14 protein-coding genes and 1 tRNA gene are annotated in these 18,282 nt (G+C 64.7%); 4 read left to right on the forward strand and 11 right to left on the reverse strand.

Annotated elements, in window-relative coordinates:
* Nucleotides 1-29: 29 nt before the first annotated feature.
* The 7 genes from queG to GKC28_RS03665 form a co-directional block, all read right to left on the reverse strand.
* On the reverse strand, nt 30-1,073 hold the full coding sequence (gene queG / locus GKC28_RS03635) for a tRNA epoxyqueuosine(34) reductase QueG (protein WP_174145174.1): 1,044 nt from the start codon (nt 1,071-1,073) through the stop codon (nt 30-32).
* 69 nt (nt 1,074-1,142) lie between these two features.
* Entirely contained in the window at nt 1,143-1,808 is a 666-nt protein-coding gene (locus tag GKC28_RS03640; protein WP_174145175.1) for a glutathione S-transferase family protein, read from the reverse strand.
* Between the two features lie 66 nt (nt 1,809-1,874).
* Nucleotides 1,875-2,576, reverse strand: coding sequence for a monofunctional biosynthetic peptidoglycan transglycosylase (gene mtgA, locus GKC28_RS03645; protein ID WP_174145176.1), 702 nt, complete (start codon nt 2,574-2,576; stop codon nt 1,875-1,877).
* Nucleotides 2,577-2,655: 79 nt separating this feature from the next.
* Nucleotides 2,656-7,188: a glutamate synthase large subunit gene (gene gltB, locus GKC28_RS03650; RefSeq protein WP_174145177.1), complete on the reverse strand. Its 4,533-nt coding sequence runs from the start codon at nt 7,186-7,188 to the stop codon at nt 2,656-2,658.
* A 12-nt stretch (nt 7,189-7,200) separates the two neighbouring features.
* On the reverse strand, nt 7,201-8,013 hold the full coding sequence (locus GKC28_RS03655) for a hypothetical protein (protein WP_254604140.1): 813 nt from the start codon (nt 8,011-8,013) through the stop codon (nt 7,201-7,203).
* Between the two features lie 26 nt (nt 8,014-8,039).
* A complete protein-coding gene (locus tag GKC28_RS03660) occupies nt 8,040-8,474 on the reverse strand; it encodes a GFA family protein (RefSeq protein WP_174145178.1) in 435 nt (144 codons plus the stop codon).
* Between the two features lie 109 nt (nt 8,475-8,583).
* On the reverse strand, nt 8,584-10,023 hold the full coding sequence (locus GKC28_RS03665; protein ID WP_174145179.1) for an NAD(P)-dependent oxidoreductase: 1,440 nt from the start codon (nt 10,021-10,023) through the stop codon (nt 8,584-8,586).
* A gap of 242 nt (nt 10,024-10,265) precedes the next feature.
* Between GKC28_RS03665 and GKC28_RS03670 the strand changes: the two genes are divergently transcribed.
* On the forward strand, nt 10,266-11,072 hold the full coding sequence (locus GKC28_RS03670; protein WP_174145180.1) for an undecaprenyl-diphosphate phosphatase: 807 nt from the start codon (nt 10,266-10,268) through the stop codon (nt 11,070-11,072).
* A 70-nt stretch (nt 11,073-11,142) separates the two neighbouring features.
* On the opposite strand, the gene GKC28_RS03675 is transcribed toward GKC28_RS03670, so the two are convergent.
* Nucleotides 11,143-12,132 carry a complex I NDUFA9 subunit family protein gene (locus GKC28_RS03675; RefSeq protein WP_174145181.1) on the reverse strand — a complete coding sequence of 330 codons (990 nt, stop codon included), beginning with the start codon at nt 12,130-12,132 and terminating at the stop codon, nt 11,143-11,145.
* Nucleotides 12,133-12,343: 211 nt separating this feature from the next.
* On the opposite strand from GKC28_RS03675, the gene GKC28_RS03680 reads away from it, so the two are divergent.
* Nucleotides 12,344-12,430, forward strand: a tRNA-Leu gene (locus GKC28_RS03680).
* Nucleotides 12,431-12,569: 139 nt separating this feature from the next.
* Here the strand turns inward: GKC28_RS03680 and GKC28_RS03685 are convergent.
* The 3 genes from GKC28_RS03685 to GKC28_RS03695 are packed head-to-tail and all read right to left on the reverse strand — an operon-like array spanning nt 12,570 to nt 16,150.
* On the reverse strand, nt 12,570-14,045 hold the full coding sequence (locus tag GKC28_RS03685) for a heme biosynthesis protein HemY (protein WP_174145182.1): 1,476 nt from the start codon (nt 14,043-14,045) through the stop codon (nt 12,570-12,572).
* 10 nt (nt 14,046-14,055) lie between these two features.
* Nucleotides 14,056-15,372 carry a COG4223 family protein gene (locus GKC28_RS03690; RefSeq protein ID WP_174145183.1) on the reverse strand — a complete coding sequence of 439 codons (1,317 nt, stop codon included), beginning with the start codon at nt 15,370-15,372 and terminating at the stop codon, nt 14,056-14,058.
* Nucleotides 15,373-15,424: 52 nt separating this feature from the next.
* Nucleotides 15,425-16,150 carry a uroporphyrinogen-III synthase gene (locus GKC28_RS03695; protein ID WP_174145184.1) on the reverse strand — a complete coding sequence of 242 codons (726 nt, stop codon included), beginning with the start codon at nt 16,148-16,150 and terminating at the stop codon, nt 15,425-15,427.
* A gap of 74 nt (nt 16,151-16,224) precedes the next feature.
* Between GKC28_RS03695 and tsaD the strand changes: the two genes are divergently transcribed.
* Together tsaD and GKC28_RS03705 are read left to right on the forward strand one after the other, a co-directional pair.
* The gene (tsaD, locus tag GKC28_RS03700; RefSeq protein WP_174145185.1) at nt 16,225-17,322 is read left to right on the forward strand and encodes a tRNA (adenosine(37)-N6)-threonylcarbamoyltransferase complex transferase subunit TsaD; all 1,098 of its coding nucleotides are present in this window, start codon (nt 16,225-16,227) and stop codon (nt 17,320-17,322) included.
* Nucleotides 17,319-18,281: an NAD(P)H-dependent glycerol-3-phosphate dehydrogenase gene (locus tag GKC28_RS03705; RefSeq protein WP_174145186.1), complete on the forward strand. Its 963-nt coding sequence runs from the start codon at nt 17,319-17,321 to the stop codon at nt 18,279-18,281. The genes tsaD and GKC28_RS03705 overlap by 4 nt, the downstream gene beginning before the upstream one ends.
* The last annotated feature ends 1 nt before the right edge of the window (nt 18,282 follow it).

Genomic DNA, 18,282 nt, shown 5'->3' on the forward strand with positions numbered 1-18,282 from the left:
CTATTTGCGGCCCGTCCATCCTGTTTGCGTCACGAAAGCCGTTGAACCGCCCAACGCGCCGCATCGGCCACCGCCGGATCCGGATCCTCCGCCAGCCCTTGCGCCACTTCCCGCAGGTCCGGCAGGCCGGAATTGCCAATGGCATACAGCACATTGCGCACAAAGCGGTCGCGTCCGATGCGCTTGATCGGCGAGCCGGAGAACTTCTCCCGGAACGCTGCGTCATCCAGCACCGCGAGCTCTGCCAGCCTCGGCGCCTTCAGCTCCTCGCGCGCGGCATAGCGCATGTCGCTGGCCGCCACCGCAAACTTATTCCAGGGGCAGGCCGCCAGGCAATCGTCGCAGCCATAGATCCGGTTGCCCATCTTCTCCCGCAGTTCTTCCTCCACCGGCCCCTTATGCTCGATGGTCAGGTAGGAAATGCAGCGCCGCGCATCGACCTGGTAAGGCGCCGGGAAAGCATCGGTCGGACAGCTGTCCAGACAGGCCCGGCAGGACCCGCAGCGGTCCGGCTCAGCCCTGTCCGCAGGCAGATCCAAAGTGGTGAAAACAGAGCCTAAAAAGGCCCAATTCCCCCAATCGCGGCTCACCAGGTTGCTGTGCTTGCCTTGCCAACCCAGCCCTGCCGCCATGCCCAGCGCCTTTTCCGGCACCGGAGCGGTGTCGACAAAAACCTTCACTTCGCAATCCGCCCCGGCCTCGGCAATCAGCCAGCGCGCCAGCCGCTTCAGCCGCTTCTTGACCAGATCGTGATAGTCTTTGTTGCGGGCATAGACCGAGACCGCGCCGCGGTCCGCCTGCCCCACCACCGCCATCGGGTCCTCCTCGGGCGTATAGCTTTCCGCCAGCATGATCACCGACCGCGCCTCCGGCCACAGCTGCGCGGGGTCGCCGCGCCAATGGCTGCGCTCCTCCATCCACCCCATCTGCCCGTGATAGCCCGCGTCCAGAAACGCCTGCAGCCGCCCCGGCACCTGCGGCACGTCCCAGGGCCGGCAGATCCGGCAGGAGACGAATCCCTCCGCCAGCGCCTGCGCCACCAGTCTGTCCTTGATGCCGGATCCGTCTTTCATCTTTGCCCAAATACTCCGGGGGAGCGGCCCAGCGGGCCGCGGGGGCAGCGCCCCTCACCCCGGTTGATATCAGAAATCCAGGTCGGTGTAATGCGGCGGCGGCCGGAACCCCGGCACCTGGTCCGCCAGGATCGACCGGAACGCGGGCCGCGACTTGATCTTGGCATACCAGTCCTTGACCACCGCCGAGCGGTTCCAGTCCACATCCGAGATGTAATCCAGCGACGACAGATGCGCCGCCGCGGCAAAATCCGCCAGCGTCATCATGTCCCCCGCTAGCCAGCGCCGATGGTCCAAAAGCCACGCCATGTAGTCCAGGTGATACTTGATCGCCTTGGCGCCGGCCTTGACGTTGCGGCTGTCCGGGTAGCCCTGGCCGGTGATCTTCTTGTTCACCCGCTCGTAAAGCAGGTTTGAGGTCACCTCGTGGTGAAACTTGTCGTCAAACCAGTTCACCAGGCGGCGCACCTCATAGCGGCCTTCGGCATCCTTGGGCATCAGCGGCGGCTCGGGCCGGGTTTCCTCCAGGTATTCACAGATCGCCGCGCTTTCGGCCATCATCTGGCCGTCCAGCCGGATCACCGGCACCTTGGCCGCCGGGTTGCGGCGCAGGAAATCGGGGTCCTGCTCCCAGTAGCGCTCCTCGACCAGTTCAACCTCGATCTTCTTCTCCGCCAGCGACAGCCGCACCTTGCGGCAAAAGGGGGACAGGGGAACGTGGTACAGGCGCGCCATGGCTACAGGGGGTCTCCAGAAAACTTACAACGGTTGTCTCAGCAATGCCTTGCGCGGGGGAAAGATTCAATCCTCGAAACAGTCCGCCCGCCCGTCTGCGCGAATGGTGGCCGCCCCATCCTGGATCTGCCGTGCCCGGCGCTGCACAAAGCCTGACGGTTTGCGGGCCGACCGCTCCTTGGGGTTGGGCAGCACGGCAGCAATCAGCGCCGCCTGCCGGGCGCTCAGATCCTCCGGGCCGACCCCGAAATACTTGCGCGCTGCGGCTTCGGCCCCAAACACGCCCTCATCCATTTCGGCCACGTTCAGATAGACTTCCAGGATGCGCCGCTTGCTCCAGACGATCTCCACAACCGGGGTCAGCAGAGTCTCCAGCACCTTGCGCGGCCAGCTGCGGCCCTGCCACAGGAACACGTTCTTCACCACCTGCTGCGAGATGGTGGAGCCGCCGCGGCTGCCGCCCGCCTCGATCGCCGCCTGAATGGCGCGGGCGTCAAACCCCCAGTGGCGGCAGAATTGTGCATCCTCGGCCGCCACCACCGACCGCGCCAGCACCGGGGCCATCTCTTCCAGCGGCACCCACATCCGGTCCACCTCGCCCAGCCGGCGCTGTTCGGCCCAGATGGTATGGGTTATCGGCGGGGTTACCACCGAGTAAAACAGAAAGAGGGCAAGGAACACACCGGCAACCCCCCGGGCCCCCCCCCAAAACCAGCGCCTTTTTATTTTTTGCAACTGCCTTCGCCATGCCCCTCTATAGGCCAGCATGCCCCCGGTAACCAACTGCCAAAAACAAAACCCCGCAAGCATTTGCCTGCGGGGCTCTGAATTTCGTCTCTAACCGGGCTTATTCCGCCGGAACAGCCGCCTGCTCCTGCATCACCGGATGCGGCAGCTTGTCGAGCATCTCCTTCGGGCAGACCTGCAGGAAGTTCGCCTTCTCGATGTCCCAATGCTGCAGGATCTCCGCGGCCTTGCGGCTGCCGGTTTCATCCAGATGGCGGGCAATCAGGCCTTTCAGCTCCGCTTCCCAGTGGGCAACGGTGACCGGGCAGGTGACAAGGGATTCCTTGTTCATCAAGTCCTCCGCCTTGCCTTCGGGATCATAGAGATAGGCCATGCCGCCAGTCATGCCGGCACCAAAGTTGGCGCCGATCGAGCCCAGGATCACCGCAACGCCGCCGGTCATGTATTCACAGCCGTTGGACCCGCAGCCCTCAATCACCACCTTGGCGCCGGAGTTGCGGACCGCAAAGCGCTCGCCCGCGCGGCCGGCCGCAAACAGGTAGCCATCGGTGGCGCCGTACAGCACGGTGTTGCCGATGATGGTGTTTTCAGACGCCACCAGCGGGCTCACCTGCGGCGGGCGCACCACGATGATGCCGCCCGACAGGCCCTTGCCGACATAGTCGTTGGCGTCGCCCGACACTTCCAGCTTCAGCCCCGGTGCCGCAAAGGCGCCCAGCGCCTGGCCGGCGGAACCCTGCAGCTTCACCGTCAGGTGATCCGGCTGGAACGAGTTCCGCATGCCGAAGTTGCGCACGATGTGGCTGGAGGTCCGGGTGCCCACGGTGCGGTGGGTGTTCTGCACCGCATAGGACAGCTGCATCTTCTCGCCGTCCTGCAGGAAGCGGGCGGCATCGCGCACGATCTCCGCGTCCAGCGTGTCCGGCACCGCGTTGCGCTCGCGCTCGCGGTTGTAGACAATGTTGGCAGAGCCATCGACGGTGATCAGCAGCGGGTTCAGGTCCAGGTCGTCCAGATGGGCAGAGCCGCGCGACACCTGCGCCAGCAGGTCGGCCCGGCCGATCACCTCATCCAGCGAACGGGCGCCGATGGAGGCGAGGATCTCCCGCACTTCCTGGGCGTAGAAGGTGATCAGGTTCACCACCTTGTCCGCGTTGCCGGTAAACTTGGCGCGCAGGCTCTCGTCCTGGGTGCAGACGCCGACCGGGCAGGTGTTGGACTGGCACTGGCGCACCATGATGCAGCCCATCGCGATCAGGGCCGCAGTACCGATGCCGTATTCCTCGGCGCCCAGCATTGCCGCCATCACGATATCACGGCCGGTGCGCAGGCCGCCGTCGGTGCGCAGCGTCACCCGGCTGCGCAGGTTGTTCATCGCCAGCACCTGATGCGCCTCGGTCAGGCCCATCTCCCATGGCAGGCCCGCGTATTTGATCGAGGTCGCAGGCGACGCACCGGTGCCGCCGTTGTGGCCCGAAATCAGGATAATGTCGGCCTTCGCCTTGGCCACGCCGGCCGCGATGGTGCCGACGCCGGAGGACGCCACCAGCTTCACCGTCACCTTGCAGCGCGGGTTGATCTGCTTCAGGTCGTAGATCAGCTGCGCCAGATCCTCGATCGAGTAGATGTCGTGGTGCGGCGGCGGCGAAATCAGGGTCACGCCCTTGGTCGAGTGGCGCAGGCGGGCGATCAGGTCGGTGACCTTCATCCCCGGCAGCTGGCCGCCCTCGCCGGGCTTGGCACCCTGGGCCACCTTGATCTCCAGCTCTTCGCACTGGTTCAGGTATTCGGCGGTCACGCCAAAACGGCCCGACGCCACCTGCTTGATCTTCGCAGACGGGTTGTCGCCGTTCGGCTCCGGCACGAAGTGTGCCGGATCCTCGCCGCCCTCGCCGGAGTCGGACTTGGCGCCGATCCGGTTCATCGCCACGTTCAGGGTCTTGTGCGCCTCCGGGCTCAGCGCGCCCAGGGACATGCCCGGGGTCACGAACCGCTTGCGGATCGAGGTGATCGATTCCACTTCCTCAATCGGCACCGCCTTGCCCAGCGGCTTGATCTGCAAGAGGTCGCGCAGGTGGATCGGCGGATTGCTTTGCATCTTCGCCGAATACTGCTTCCACAGCTCATATGAGGCTCTGTTGCAGGCCATCTGCATCATATGCATCGAGGTGGCTTCCCAGGCGTGGGTCTCACCCGACTTGCGCGCCTTGTAGAAACCGCCGATCGGCAGGATGCCTTCGGGCGCCTTCCAGGCCTTGGCGTGGATTTCCTCTGCCTTGGTCTGAATACCGGTTACACCGATGCCGGAGATGCGCGAAGTCATGCCCGGGAAGTACTCGGCGCACATGGCGCGGGACAGACCAACGGCCTCGAAGTTCAGGCCCCCGCGGTAGGAGGACACAACCGAAATCCCCATCTTGGCCATGATCTTCAGAAGGCCCTGGTCGATGGCCTCGCGGTAGCGCGCGACGTTTTCGGTCAGGCTGCCGTCCAGCAACCCGCGCTCGATACGGTCGGCCAGCGAATCCTCGGCCAGATAGGCGTTCACGACGGTGGCGCCGCAGCCGATCAGCACCGCAAAGTAATGCGGGTCGATGCACTCGGCAGAGCGCACGTTCAGCGAGCAGAAGGTCCGCAAGCCCTTGCGGGTCAGATGCGAATGCACGGCAGAGGTTGCCAGGATCATCGGCATCGCCACCTTGCCGGCATCCGAATACTGGTCGGTTAGCACGATGTGGCCCGCACCCGAGCGCACCGCTTCTTCGGCCTCTGCCCGGATCCGCGCCAGCGCCGCATTGAGCGAGCCGCGGCCCGGCGCAAAGCTACAGTCGATCTCCGCCAGCGGCGCGTTGAACTGCTCCACCAGCTTGTCCCACTGGGCGTTGCCGACAAACGGGCTTTCCAGCACGATGATTTCGGTCTGGGAGCTGTCCTCGTCCAGCACGTTCTTCAGGTTGCCGAACCGGGTCTTCAGCGACATCACCCGGAATTCGCGCAAACTGTCGATCGGCGGGTTGGTCACCTGAGAGAAGTTCTGGCGGAAGAAGTGGCTCAGCGGGCGGTACTGCTTCGACAGAACCGCCGATGGGGTGTCATCCCCCATTGAGGCCAGCGCCTCCTTGCCGTCCTCGGCCATCGGCGCCAGGATCTGCTCCAGCTCCTCGATCGAATAGCCGGCCGCAACCTGGCGGCGGCGCAGCTCCTCGCCGCTGAACAGCGGCTGTTCGGTCACCTTGGCCAGGGTCGCGTCCAGATCGTTGATCCGCTTGACCCAGTCGCCGAACGGCAGCGCGCGCGCCAGCTTGTCCTTGATCTCGGTGTCGCGGAACAGCTTGCCCTTCTCCATGTCGACGGCCAGCATCTGGCCCGGGCCCAGCGCGCCCTTCTCGACCACGGTGGCCTCATCGATTGGCACCATGCCCGCCTCGGAGCCTGCAATCACCAGCCCGTCGCCGGTCACCACATAGCGCATCGGGCGCAGCCCGTTGCGGTCCAGGCCCGCGCAGACCCAGCGGCCGTCGGTCATCGCCAGCGCCGCCGGGCCGTCCCACGGCTCCATCACAGAGTTGCAGTAGGAATACATGTCGCGCCAGGCCTGCGGCAGTTCCACCGCCTGCTTGGACCAGCTTTCCGGCACCAGCATGGTCTTTGCCATCGGCGCCGAACGGCCCGCGCGCACCAGAACCTCGAACACCCCGTCCAGCGCGGCGGAGTCGGAGGCGCCGCCCGGCACGATCGGCTTGATGTCCTCGGCATAGTCGCCGAAGGTTGCCGACGCCATGCGGATCTCATGGCTCTTCATCCAGTTCAGGTTGCCCTTCAGCGTGTTGATCTCGCCGTTGTGCGCCAGCATGCGGAACGGCTGCGCCAGCCACCACTGCGGGAAGGTGTTGGTGGAATAACGCTGGTGGTAAATCGCAAAGGCGCTCTCGAACCGCTCATCCATCAGGTCCGGGTAGAACACCGCAACCTGCTCTGCCAGCATCATCCCCTTGTAGATGATCGAGCGGCAGGACAGCGACGCGATATAGAGGCCCGAGATCGCAGCCGCAGTGGCGGCTTTCTCGATCCGGCGGCGGATCACATAGAGCTCGCGCTCAAAGGTTTCCTCATCCACGCCCTTGGCGTTGGAAATCAGGATCTGCTCGATTTCCGGGCGGGTCGCATTGGCCTTTTCACCCAGGCAGGTCACATCCACCGGCACATGGCGCCAGCCGTAGATGGAATAGCCCATGCGCAGAACTTCGGTCTCGACGATGGTCCGGCAGCGCTCCTGGGCGCCGAAATCGGTGCGCGGCAGGAACACCTGGCCCACCGCCATCAGCTCATCCTGGCGCGGCTCGTGGCCGGTGCGGCGGATCTGGTCATAGAAGAACGGAACCGGGATCTGCACATGGATGCCCGCGCCGTCGCCGGTCTTGCCGTCGGCATCCACCGCGCCGCGGTGCCAGATCGCCTTCAGCGCGTCGATGCCGGCCTCAACCACCTTGCGGCTTTTCTTGCCGTCAACCGAAACCACCAGGCCCACGCCGCAGGAGGAATGCTCTTCCTCCTCGGAATAGAGACCGTTTTCGGCCATCCACTTGCGCTTGGCTTCCTCGGCCTTGACCCATGCGGCATCAAATTTGGTCATGACGTTCTCCGATTAACTGATGGCGCAGCGTGCAGCTGCGGCCGGTTGACTGTGCAGATCCAGGGCGCGTTCGCCCCAGGCGCGGGGCACCGCGCGGATCCGTTGCATAAGGGTTTTCACCCGGTCCTGATCGTCCTGCCAGACGGCACCGATCACCGGGTAAAGGACGCCCGCTTCGCGCAGCGGGTCGATGACATCGTGGCTGTCGCGGTCAGCCAGGTAGTGATGGATGCCGGGCCCCTGCGGGAAGGCCTGCCAATGCAGCGCGTCCTCAGGATTGTTGCGGCCGTGCAGCAGGGTGTACTGCACCTGGCCGCCCATCGCCTGCTCCAGCGCAGGGCGGCTGAAATCCGTGATCCGGCTGCGCGCCCCGATCCAGCGGCGGTCGGCCGGGAAAGTCTCCGGGCGCGGGCAGTACTGCGGCGCCAGCGCCAGGGCGCGGCCTGCACCCAGCTCCGCGGCAAAGGACAGCGCCCCGTAGCCGCCCATCGACACCCCGACGGTCATCAGGCGGCGCAGGCCGTGCTGCCGGACATAGCCGGAAACGGTCCGCAGGATTGCAGCCACAACCCCCTCGCCCTGAAACCAGCCCTGGCGGCGGTCGGTGACAAAGATGCAATGGCGCGCGCCACCGTCCGAGGCACTGGCGGCAAACTCCAGCAGCCCGCGCTTGGCGGCGTTGGCGTGATAGCTGGTGAACACGATCATGCCGCCGTCCCCGCGCCCTTCCAGCGCACGGATCTCCAGCGCCGCATCCGCATGGAGGCGGCGGGATCTCAGGCGGAACATCGCCTGACGGAGGGATTTGCGGATCATCAGCGGCATGGCAGTCAGCAGCGGGCCGGGCGGCCTCAGGCTTCTCCTTCAGCGGTTTCCGCGAACATGGCACGGCATTCTTCGCCGGTCATCCGCCGGTGGGCGCCGGCAAAGCCATAGCCCGCAGGCTTTTCATCAGTGAAGAATTCCAGCTTCAGCTGAGCGCCGCCGGCGTTCTCGAACAGGCCAGCCGAAATCTGCGTGTGGCCGTGCATCCTGCCGGGCGCCGTCATCCGGTACCACAGCACCGATCCGCATTCACCGCAGAACGCGCGCTCCGCCCACTGCGAAGACCGGTAGGTCCGCACCGGACCCAGCGCCGCATAGCCCGTGTCAGCCTGAAAGCTCAGGAACGGGCCGCTGGCCCAGCGCTGGCACATGTCGCAATGGCAGGCGGTCAGGGACGCCTGAACCGGCGTTGCGGTGACGCTGACCGCGCCGCACATGCACTGTCCCTGCAATTCGCTCATATCCATTGTCCTTCTGCTGGCTGGGTCAGCAATGCTGACCTTGCTGCGGTTCCTTCGCTGCCCCGCCGGTGCACAGGGGGTGCACAGACGGTGTACAGGGGGTGCCCGGTTATTCTGCCGCCACCGCGGCCTTGCTGTTGAAGTTGTCGAGGATCGCCTCGGCGCAGTCGCGGCCGTCCTTGATCGCCCAGACCACCAGCGAGGCGCCGCGCACGATGTCGCCCACCGCATAGACGCCGTCCAATTCGGTGGCACCGGATTTGAACGCCGCCTTGACGGTGCCCCAGCGGGTCACCGGCAGCTCCGGCTGGTTCCACAGGGTCGGCAGCTCCTCCGGCTCAAAGCCCAAGGCTTTAATGACCAGATCGGCCTCTTCCACGTAGTCCGCGCCTTCGATCACTTCCGGCGCCTGGCGGCCCGACGCATCCGGCTGGCCCAGGCGCATCTTCTGCACCATCACGCCAGCGACCTTGCCGCCCTCGTCGGTGAAGCCCTTGGGCGCCGACAGCCACTCGAAGATCACGCCTTCCTCTTCGGCGTTCTGGGTCTCGCGCTGCGAACCCGGCATGTTGGCCCTATCGCGGCGGTAGAGGCATTTCACGCTGGTCGCGCCCTGGCGGATCGAGGTCCGCACGCAGTCCATCGCGGTATCGCCGCCGCCGATCACCACAACCCTCTTGCCTTTCGCGTTCAGGCTGCCGTTGTCGAACTCCGCAACTTCGTCGCCAAAGCTCTTCTTGTTCGAGGCGCACAGGAAATCGATCGCCTTGACGATGCCTTCAGCGCCGCTGCCCGGCATCGCCAAATCGCGCGATTTATAAACGCCGGTGGCAATGATCACCGCGTCATGCTTGCCGCGGATCTCCTCAAAGGAGATGTCCTCGCCTACGTTGCAATTCAGCACGAAGGTCACGCCGCCGTCGGCCAGCAGCTTGTTGCGGCGCTCAACCACGTCCTTTTCCAGCTTGAAGCTGGGGATGCCGTACATCAGCAGCCCGCCGGCGCGGTCATAGCGGTCATAGACGGTGACCTGGACACCGGCCTTGCGCAGCATGTCCGCCGCCGCCAGGCCGCCGGGGCCGGCGCCGATGATGCCAACGCTCTCGCTGCGCTCGGCCAGTGGTGCCGCCGGTTTGACCCAGCCGTTTTCCCAGGCGGTGTCGGTGATGTACTTCTCCACCGAGCCGATGGTCACGGTGCCATGGCCCGACTGCTCGATCACGCAGTTGCCTTCGCACAGGCGGTCCTGCGGGCAGATGCGGCCGCAGATCTCCGGGAAGGTGTTGGTGGCCTGGCTGGTGACATAAGCCTCTTCCAGGCGGCCGGTTGCGGTCAGGCGCAGCCAGTCGGGGATATTGTTGTGCAGCGGGCAGTGGCTCTGGCAGTACGGCACACCGCACTGGCTGCAGCGGCTGGCCTGCTCCTCTGCCTTGGCAGCAGCGTACTCCGCGTAAATCTCATTGAAGTCTTCCTTGCGTACACTTGCGTCACGCTTTTGAGGCATGTCGCGTTCGATCTGCACAAATTTCAGCATCGGTTGCTTGGCCACGGGCTGGACTCCATCGTTTGTCTGGCTGCGCAGGCACCCTTGCAGGTACTGATACGCTTTTATGTCAACTATGCTGACCTATTTTGCCAGCGCTTTATTCCTGATACCGTGTTTCGGGAAAATGTACAGAATTTTTAGGTCCATATCGGACCTTAATATCCGCTTTCCAAACCAGAGGCGGGATTTATACAGAGTCGCGATAGTTTACGGCCCATCCGCGGCCAGCGAAGGACGATTTCAGAATGCCGCTTTTCCAGCTGATCCTGGTTGCATTGATCCAAGGCATCACCGAATTCCTGCCTGTTTCCTCCTCCGGCCATCTGATTCTGCTGCCCGGCCTCACGGGCCTTGAAGACCAGGGCCAGGTGATCGACGTTGCCGTGCATGTCGGCACCCTGGCCGCGGTGATGATCTATTTCCGGGGCGACGTGCGCGAGGGCCTGGCAGGCCTGCCCCGCGCCCTGACAGGACGTGTGGACACACCCGGCGCACGGCTGGCCATGGGGCTGATCGTTGCCACCATCCCCACCGTCCTGTTCGGCGCAGCACTGCATTTCACCGGCCTCAGCGATGGTCTGCGGTCGATCACCGTGATCGGCTGGACCATGCTGGGCTTTGGTCTGGTGCTGTATTGGGCCGACCAGAAGGGCGCCGCGGTGAAACAGGCCGGCGACTGGGGGCTGCGCGATGCGCTGATCATGGGGCTATGGCAGATGCTGGCGCTGATCCCGGGCACCTCACGCTCCGGCATCACCATCACCGGCGCGCGGCAGTTGGGATATACCCGCGAGGACGGGGCCCGCATTGCCATGCTGATGTCGATCCCGACCATCATCGCCTCGGGCGTGCTGCTGGGAACCGAAGTGGCGCTGGACGCCAACACGGCGCTGATGCGCGATGCCGGCATTGCCGCCGTTCTGGCCTTGGTCTCGGCACTGGCGGCGCTCAGCCTGATGATGCGGCTGCTTCGCTCCGTCAGCTTCACGCCCTATGTGATCTACCGGGTGATCCTGGGCATCGTGCTGCTGACCATCGCCTACAGCAGCTGATCCGCAAACGAAAAGCGCGGGGCAACCCCCGCGCTCCTAAATCCCTAAATCCGGAAAAGTGTTCCGCAGATCAGGTGCCGTTGCGCAGATTGCGGGCAGAGCCGGTCATCTCGTCATACTGGCCGGAGGGGCGGAACTTCCACAGGTAGTCCGGCAGCACCGAGCCGACGGTCACCGGGTCGATGCCCAGCTCCGCAAACCCCTTGGCGCCATCCGCAACCACGTTGTCGGACCGCAGGCTTTTCAGCTGATCGCGGGTCAGCATCTTGTTCTCGATCAGCTGGAAGCTGACGAACTGCAGCATGTCAAAGCCGAAGGCCACCAGTTTCGCCGCAAATCCCGGCAGCGAAAGGATGACACGGCGGCGGTGGATCACCTTCAGCATCTGCTCCATCAGCGCGCGGAAGGTTTTCACCTCCGGGCCGCCCAGCTCATAAACGCCACCTTCAGCCTCGCCCTGCGCGCCCTTGACCGCAGCCTTGGCCACATCATCCACGAACACCGGCTGGAATCTGGTGCCGCCAGCCGCAATCGGCAGGAAGGGCGACAAGCGGGTCATGCCGGCGAAACGGTTGAAGAAGCCGTCTTCAGCCCCGAAGATCACCGAGGGGCGCAGGATCACCGCACCCGGGAAATGCTGCTGCACGGCAGCTTCGCCGGCGGCCTTGGTGCGGGAATATTCGCTGGCGGCATCCGCATCGGCGCCAATGGCCGAGATATGCACAAGATTGGCGACGCCCTGCTGCGACGCGATGCGCGCGATCCGGCCCGCGCCCTCTGCATGGATGGCACCGAAGGTGTTTTTGCCCAGCTCGTTCAGCACGCCGACACAGTTCACCACTGCATCTGCCCCCTGCATCACAGATGCGACCGACATGTCATCACGGACGTTGCAGAACACCGGCTCCACCTGGCCCGGAACGCCGTAAGGCTTCACATGCATGGCTTCATTGGGACGGCGCACGGCGACCCGCACCCGCCAGCCATCCTTGGCCATGCGCCGCGCGATGTAGCGGCCCACGAAACCGGATCCGCCATAGATCGTGACCAGTTTGGACATCATTTGGCTCCTGAACTTAGCTGCATGTATGCTGTAGCGCCGCAAGAGGCGCCGAACAAGGCGCAAATGGCCGCTGTAGCGGCTCAACTGTCCTGCCTGCATCAGATTTTCGCGGCCTGCGTTGGCCGCCCGAAGATCTTGGGCGGTGAATCCTGAAGAATCCGTTTGACGCCCTCCGGCAAGCTGCTTATACGCCGGTTCCACGACACCTGCCCAGGTGGCGGAATTGGTAGACGCGCTAGCTTCAGGTGCTAGTGTCCGTATGGACGTGGAGGTTCGAGTCCTCTCCTGGGCACCATTCTCCAAAAGATAATTGAACACTGCCAGCGAGGGACATCTGTGCTTGCGGGCAGCGTGCCGTTTCAGCCGTTCAAAAAGAAAAACGGCAGGACGCGCCTGCCGTTCTCAATAAGCCTACTGCTGATCTGCAGCCGGTGTCAGTTCACCTCTTTGACCGTGTCCTGCACGTCCCCGCCGGCTTCCTCCGCGGGGTCCACGATTTCCGCGTCCTCCACCGGCTCCGCAGTTTTGTCCTGAAGCGCGCCGGTGATCAGCGGCAGCATGTGGGCCGCTGCATGGCTGGCCACCTCCGGCGTTTCCGGGCGCTTCCAGGACAGGGTGTCGAAGCTGGTGCAATGCTCGCAGACCGGTGCCCATTCCGCGTGGATGTGGTTGCAGCTGTCGCAGACCCACTGGGGTCCGCGCGGCGCGGTCAGCGCCTTGGCCAGCCAGCCCTGCACCACCTTGTCGCTGGCGCCTTCGCCGCGCTCGATAGCGGCCATCAGCGTCAGCGCGCGGGCATCCGGCGCCCGCTTCGCCAGGTCATTCAGCCAGCGGCGGGCCTCGGGGAAGTCCTCGGCCACGATGTTCAGCTCTGCCATCACCAGCCGGGTCTCGTCATTCAGCGGCTTGATGCGCGCCAGCTGATCAAACCGTTTGACGCGTTCGGAGGCGATTTCCTCCGGCTCAATTTCGGCAAAGGTATGGGCCAGATCGGGATGCGGCTGGCTTTCCCAGGCTTTCTTCAGCAGCCGCACAGCCGGGCGTTTCTTGCCCTTGGCGATATAGGCGCGGGCGGCCATGGCAGCTGCCGGGACCAGATCCGGCGACAGGCGGTTGGCTTCAATCGCCTGTTCCTGCTGCTCAACCGTTGCGCCCTTGTCCAGCACCCCCTTAGAGGCCGACAAGGCCAGAACCGCATCGCGGCGTTTGTACACATCGCGCGGCAGGGTGCCGGTCTTGAGCTTGGTCGACAGCGTCTTGCGCGCACCGGCCCAGTCTTCCGCCTGCGCCTGCAGACGCAGCAGCGTGTCCTGCACTTCCTCATGCTTGGGACGCAGCGCCAGAGCCTTTTCGGCCAGCTGGCGGGCGGTATCCGTGTCACCTTCCGAAAGCTTCTGTTTCATGATCCCGCGCACCCCGACAAAGCGCGTCGGCTGGTTGGACAGCAGACGCTTGTAAGCCTCCGCCGCCTTGTGGGTATCGCCGCTCATCTCAGCCGCCTGGGCCACCAGCAGATCGGTCAGTTCCGGCTTCTGCAGATACTTCTCGGCCCGTGCCGCCTTGGCCAGCGCAAGGCGCCCCTCACCGGAGGCCAGAGCCATCAGCCCGTCCGACAGCGCCTGGTAGCCTTTACGCTCGCGCCCCTTGTCCCAATAGCGCGACAGGGCGGTTTCATCACCATTCAGGAAGCGCAGCGTCGCAACCAGCAGCGACAGCAATTTCAGGAACAGCCAGACGCCCAAAACCAGCACGCCCAGCGCAATAACAGACTGCAGCGCGCCAAGGGTATATTCCGTGCCGGCCACGGTGATCTGCACCCCGCCGGCTGTTTCCATCAGCAGACCTGCGCCAAAGGCAAGAAGCGCGACGATCGCGACAAATACGAGGATCTTCAACAACGACCAGAGCATGGCGGCTTCCTTATTTGGCTTGCAGGCTTTGGGCCAGTTCAGCAGCTGCTGAGACAGCAGCCGCCCGCGCATTTGCCGCGGCTTCCCAGTTGGATAGTGCGGCACGGGCCGTTTCGGGCAATGCAGACAATTCGTTCAAAGCGTCCTGCAGCTTGCCTGCAGCCACCGCAGCCTCGGCACGGGACAGGACCGCATCCGGGCCGTTCCCTTCCTGCGGAGTCACGGAGCGGGCACCCAGATGCCGGTTCACGTAGTCCAGCAGGCCGCCGCTTCCCTTGGTTTCTTCGCGGGCTGCGGCCAGCGCCTCCCGCGCCGCCGGGGCAAAGCTGTCGCGCAGGGCAGAGAGGGTTGCGACACCGCTGTCTGCCGGGCCGGACAGGGCCGCGGGCACGTCAACGCCAAGGTTCGAAAGCTCCTGCACATTGGCGGCATAGCTGTTGCCGCTGTCCAGGGCCGACCGCAGCTGCGCCAGCTGGGTCTGGGCGCTGGCCACCCTTGCGGCCTCCGCACTGGCAGCATCCATCGCCTGGGCCTCGGCCAGCATCTGCTCGACTTCCGAGCGCTGCGCGGCAAGACTGTCCTGCAGCTTGGCCAGTTCGGTTTCAAACGCGGCCACAGCCTCGGGCGAGGCGCCTTCCGGCGGCCGGGTTTCCAGCGCGGAGATTCGGGCGGCCAGTGCGTCCAGATCCGCCCGCAAAGCCGCATCCGGAGCAGGTGCGTTCTTCAGCGGCTCGATTTCAGCCGTCAGGGTGTCAATGCGAGAGGCCAGCGGTGCAAGGTCGGGCGCCTGATTGGCCTCAACCTGCTGTTTCAGTTCGGCAAAAGCCGTCTCCAGCTCTGTCTGGCCGGTCTCAAGCGCGGTCAGATCAACGCCGCCGCGCATGGACGCAGGCAGGACACTGTCGAGCCAGCCGCCCTGGCCGGCCACAAAGCCGATCACCGCAGCCACGGCACCGCCCAGAACCGCAGAGCCGAAGCCGCCGCGCTTTTCGACCACGCGTTCAATTTCGCGGGGCGCTTCCGCTGTGGCAAGCGGCTCAACCGACGCCTCTTCCCGCTCCGCAGCGGTGTCCTGGCCGAAGGGCGCAATCCCGGTCTCGGTCTCGGTCTCGGTCTCGGTCTCGGTCTCGGTCTCGGTCTCGGTCTCGGTCTCGGTCTCGGTCTCGGTCTCGGAAACCGGCGACCCTACATCCTCAGAGGAGTCAACAGTCTCGGCGCCGGTTTCATCCGCCGCATCCCGTTCAGAGGTCTGCTCAGCATCCTCAGCCGGCTTGGTTTCACCGGGGCCGGGCTCAATCACGTCTTCCGGATTTTTCTTGTCAGCCACGCCGGCCTCCCCCCTCGATTCCTAAAATACATTCGTGCGAACACGCTGGACCCTACTCTGCGCGCCCCTTGCCCTCAAGCCGGGACAGCTGCGCTGCGGCATCAAGGACAGCCGCTGCCATGGCCGGTGCATCCGGCGCCTTACTTACGCGCAACGCCTTGCAATTCAAGCCTTTCAGCGGTTCAGCAACGGCCTGGCTCAGCGCAATCAGATGCAAATGCGAGGCATCCCCGCACAGATTGGCAAAATGGCGCGCAGTCCTGGGTGAAAAAAGCGGCACGATCACATCAGTTTGCGCAGCAAGCGCGGCCTGCGCCTCAGCTGTCAGCGGCAGAAGCGCCTGATCATACACGATTTGCTCGCCGCAGGGGAGGCCTGCCTCCGTCAGCCGTCGGGCAATGCTTCCACGGGTATGGGCACCGCGCAGATGCAGAAGCGGCGCGGCCGGGCGTTGCTGCAGCAGGGCTGCCGTCAGCTCATCGGCGCATTGCCCCAAGGCCTCCGCCTGCCAGCCCATTTCTGCCGCAGCCTGCGCCGTGCGTTCCCCGACGCAATAGGCAGGCAGCCGCACTAGGGTTTCACGTGAAGCGGCTTCGGCGCCGTTAGCTGAGGTGAAAATCACTCCCTTGACGCCGCGCATTTCAATCTGTGCCTGCAGCTGCTGAATTTCCATCAGCGGGGTATAAATCACCCGAATTCCGGCCAGCGCCGCCGCAGGCAGCCCAGAAACAAAACGCTCTGCCGCTTTCAGCGGTCGTGTGATCAGCAACGGCACCATCACAGGGCTCCCGGGATTGTTTGCAACCCGCTTCGGTGGTAGCCCCGGCGGCAGTTTGATGCAACGGTAAGGCTATGACGAAGACCCTGACAATTCTGGGGCTGGAGAGCAGCTGCGACGACACCGCCGCCGCCGTGGTGCGGCAGGCTGAGGGTGCGCGGCCCGAGGTTCTGTCCTCGGTCGTCTTCGGCCAGACCGAACTGCACAGCGCCTTTGGCGGCGTGGTGCCGGAAATTGCGGCGCGCGCCCATGCCGAAAAGCTGGACATCTGCGTCCGCGATGCGCTGTTGGAGGCCGGGCTGAGCCTGAAGGACATGGATGCTGTGGCCGTAACGGCCGGCCCTGGACTGATCGGCGGCGTGATGTCAGGCGTGATGTGCGCCAAGGGGATTGCTGCTGCGACCGGCCTGCCGCTGATCGGGGTGAACCACCTGGCGGGCCACGCGCTGACGCCGCGGCTGACGGACGGGACCGCCTATCCCTATCTGATGCTGCTGGTTTCCGGCGGCCATTGTCAGTACCTGCTGGTGCGCGGTCCTGAAGATTTCACCCGTTTGGGCGGCACCATCGATGACGCGCCGGGCGAGGCCTTTGACAAGACTGCGCGTTTGCTGGGCCTGCCGCAACCGGGCGGACCGTCGGTGCAAGCTGAAGCAGAACAAGGCGATCCCAAGCGGTTCCGTTTTCCCCGGCCCTTGCTCGACCGGCCGGATTGCAACCTGTCGTTCTCGGGGCTGAAAACCGCGCTGATGCGGATGCGGGATCAGATCGCAGCAGAGAAGGGCGGCCTTACCCGCCAGGACCGCGCTGACCTGTGTGCAGGGTTTCAGGCTGCGGTGGTCGATACATTGGCTGAGAAAACCCGCCGCGCAATCCGTCTGTATCTGGCAGAACAACCTGCGCAGCCGGCCATCGCCGTGGCCGGCGGCGTTGCGGCAAATACAGCCATTAGGGCTGCCTTAGAGACTGTTTGCGCAGAGGCCGGCGCCACCTTTACCGCGCCGCCGCTGCGGCTGTGCACCGACAATGCCGCAATGATCGCCTATGCCGGGCTGGAGCGGTTCAAGGCGGGCGCGCGCGACGGGCTCGACCTGACCGCCCGCCCCCGCTGGCCGCTGGACAAAAGCAGCCCTGCATTGATCGGGTCAGGCCGCAAGGGAGCCAAAGCATGAGCATTTCGGTACTGGGATCGGGCGCCTTTGGCACCGCCCTGGCAATCTCGCTGGCCGGCAACGGCCCTGTGACCCTATGGGCGCGCAACGCGATGAAGGCGCAGGCGATGCAGGACAGCCGCCGCAACGGCACCCGCCTGCCCGGTGTGGCACTGCCTGAAAACCTTTCCGTCACCGCGGATATTGCCAAGGCCTGCGTGTCTGACGTCCTGCTCCTGGCGGTGCCGATGCAGACGCTGCGCGGTGTGCTGGAGGAGTACAAAGATCACCTGGCGGGAAAAACGCTTGTGGCCTGCTGCAAGGGGATTGAGCTGGAGACCGGGCTAGGCCCGGTTGCCGTCATCCAAGAGGTTCTGCCGGATGCGCTGGCCGCACTGCTGACCGGGCCGAGCTTTGCGGCTGACATCGCCCGCGGTCTGCCAACCGCGCTGACGCTGGCGTGCGGGGATGCGGAACTGGGCAAGAACCTGCAGGAACAGCTGACCACGGCAAACCTGCGTCTGTACCGGACAACGGATACCATCGGCGCGGAAATCGGCGGTGCGCTGAAGAATGTGATGGCCATCGCCTGCGGTGCAGTAATCGGCGCGGGCCTCGGCGACAGCGCCCGTGCGGCGCTGATGACCCGGGGGTATGCGGAGATGCAGCGGATGGCGCTGGCAAGCGGCGCCAAGGCGGAAACCCTGGCCGGGCTTTCGGGATTTGGCGACCTGGCGCTGACCTGCACCTCTGATCTCTCCCGCAATTACCGGCTGGGCCTGTCCATCGGCCGGGGCGAGGAATTCGATCCTAGCATCACCGTGGAAGGTGCCGCCACGGCGCGGGCCGTTGCGGAGCAGGCCCAGCAGAGGGGGCTGGATATGCCGGTCACGCTCACGGTAACCAATTTAGTAGATCAGCGCTTGACGATCAGCGAGGCAGCGGCACATTTGCTTAAAAGACCGTTAAAAGAGGAATAAA

Origin of the sequence: Leisingera sp. ANG59 (assembly GCF_013317235.1) — a bacterium.
In the GTDB taxonomy this organism is placed as follows: Bacteria; Pseudomonadota; Alphaproteobacteria; order Rhodobacterales; family Rhodobacteraceae; genus Leisingera.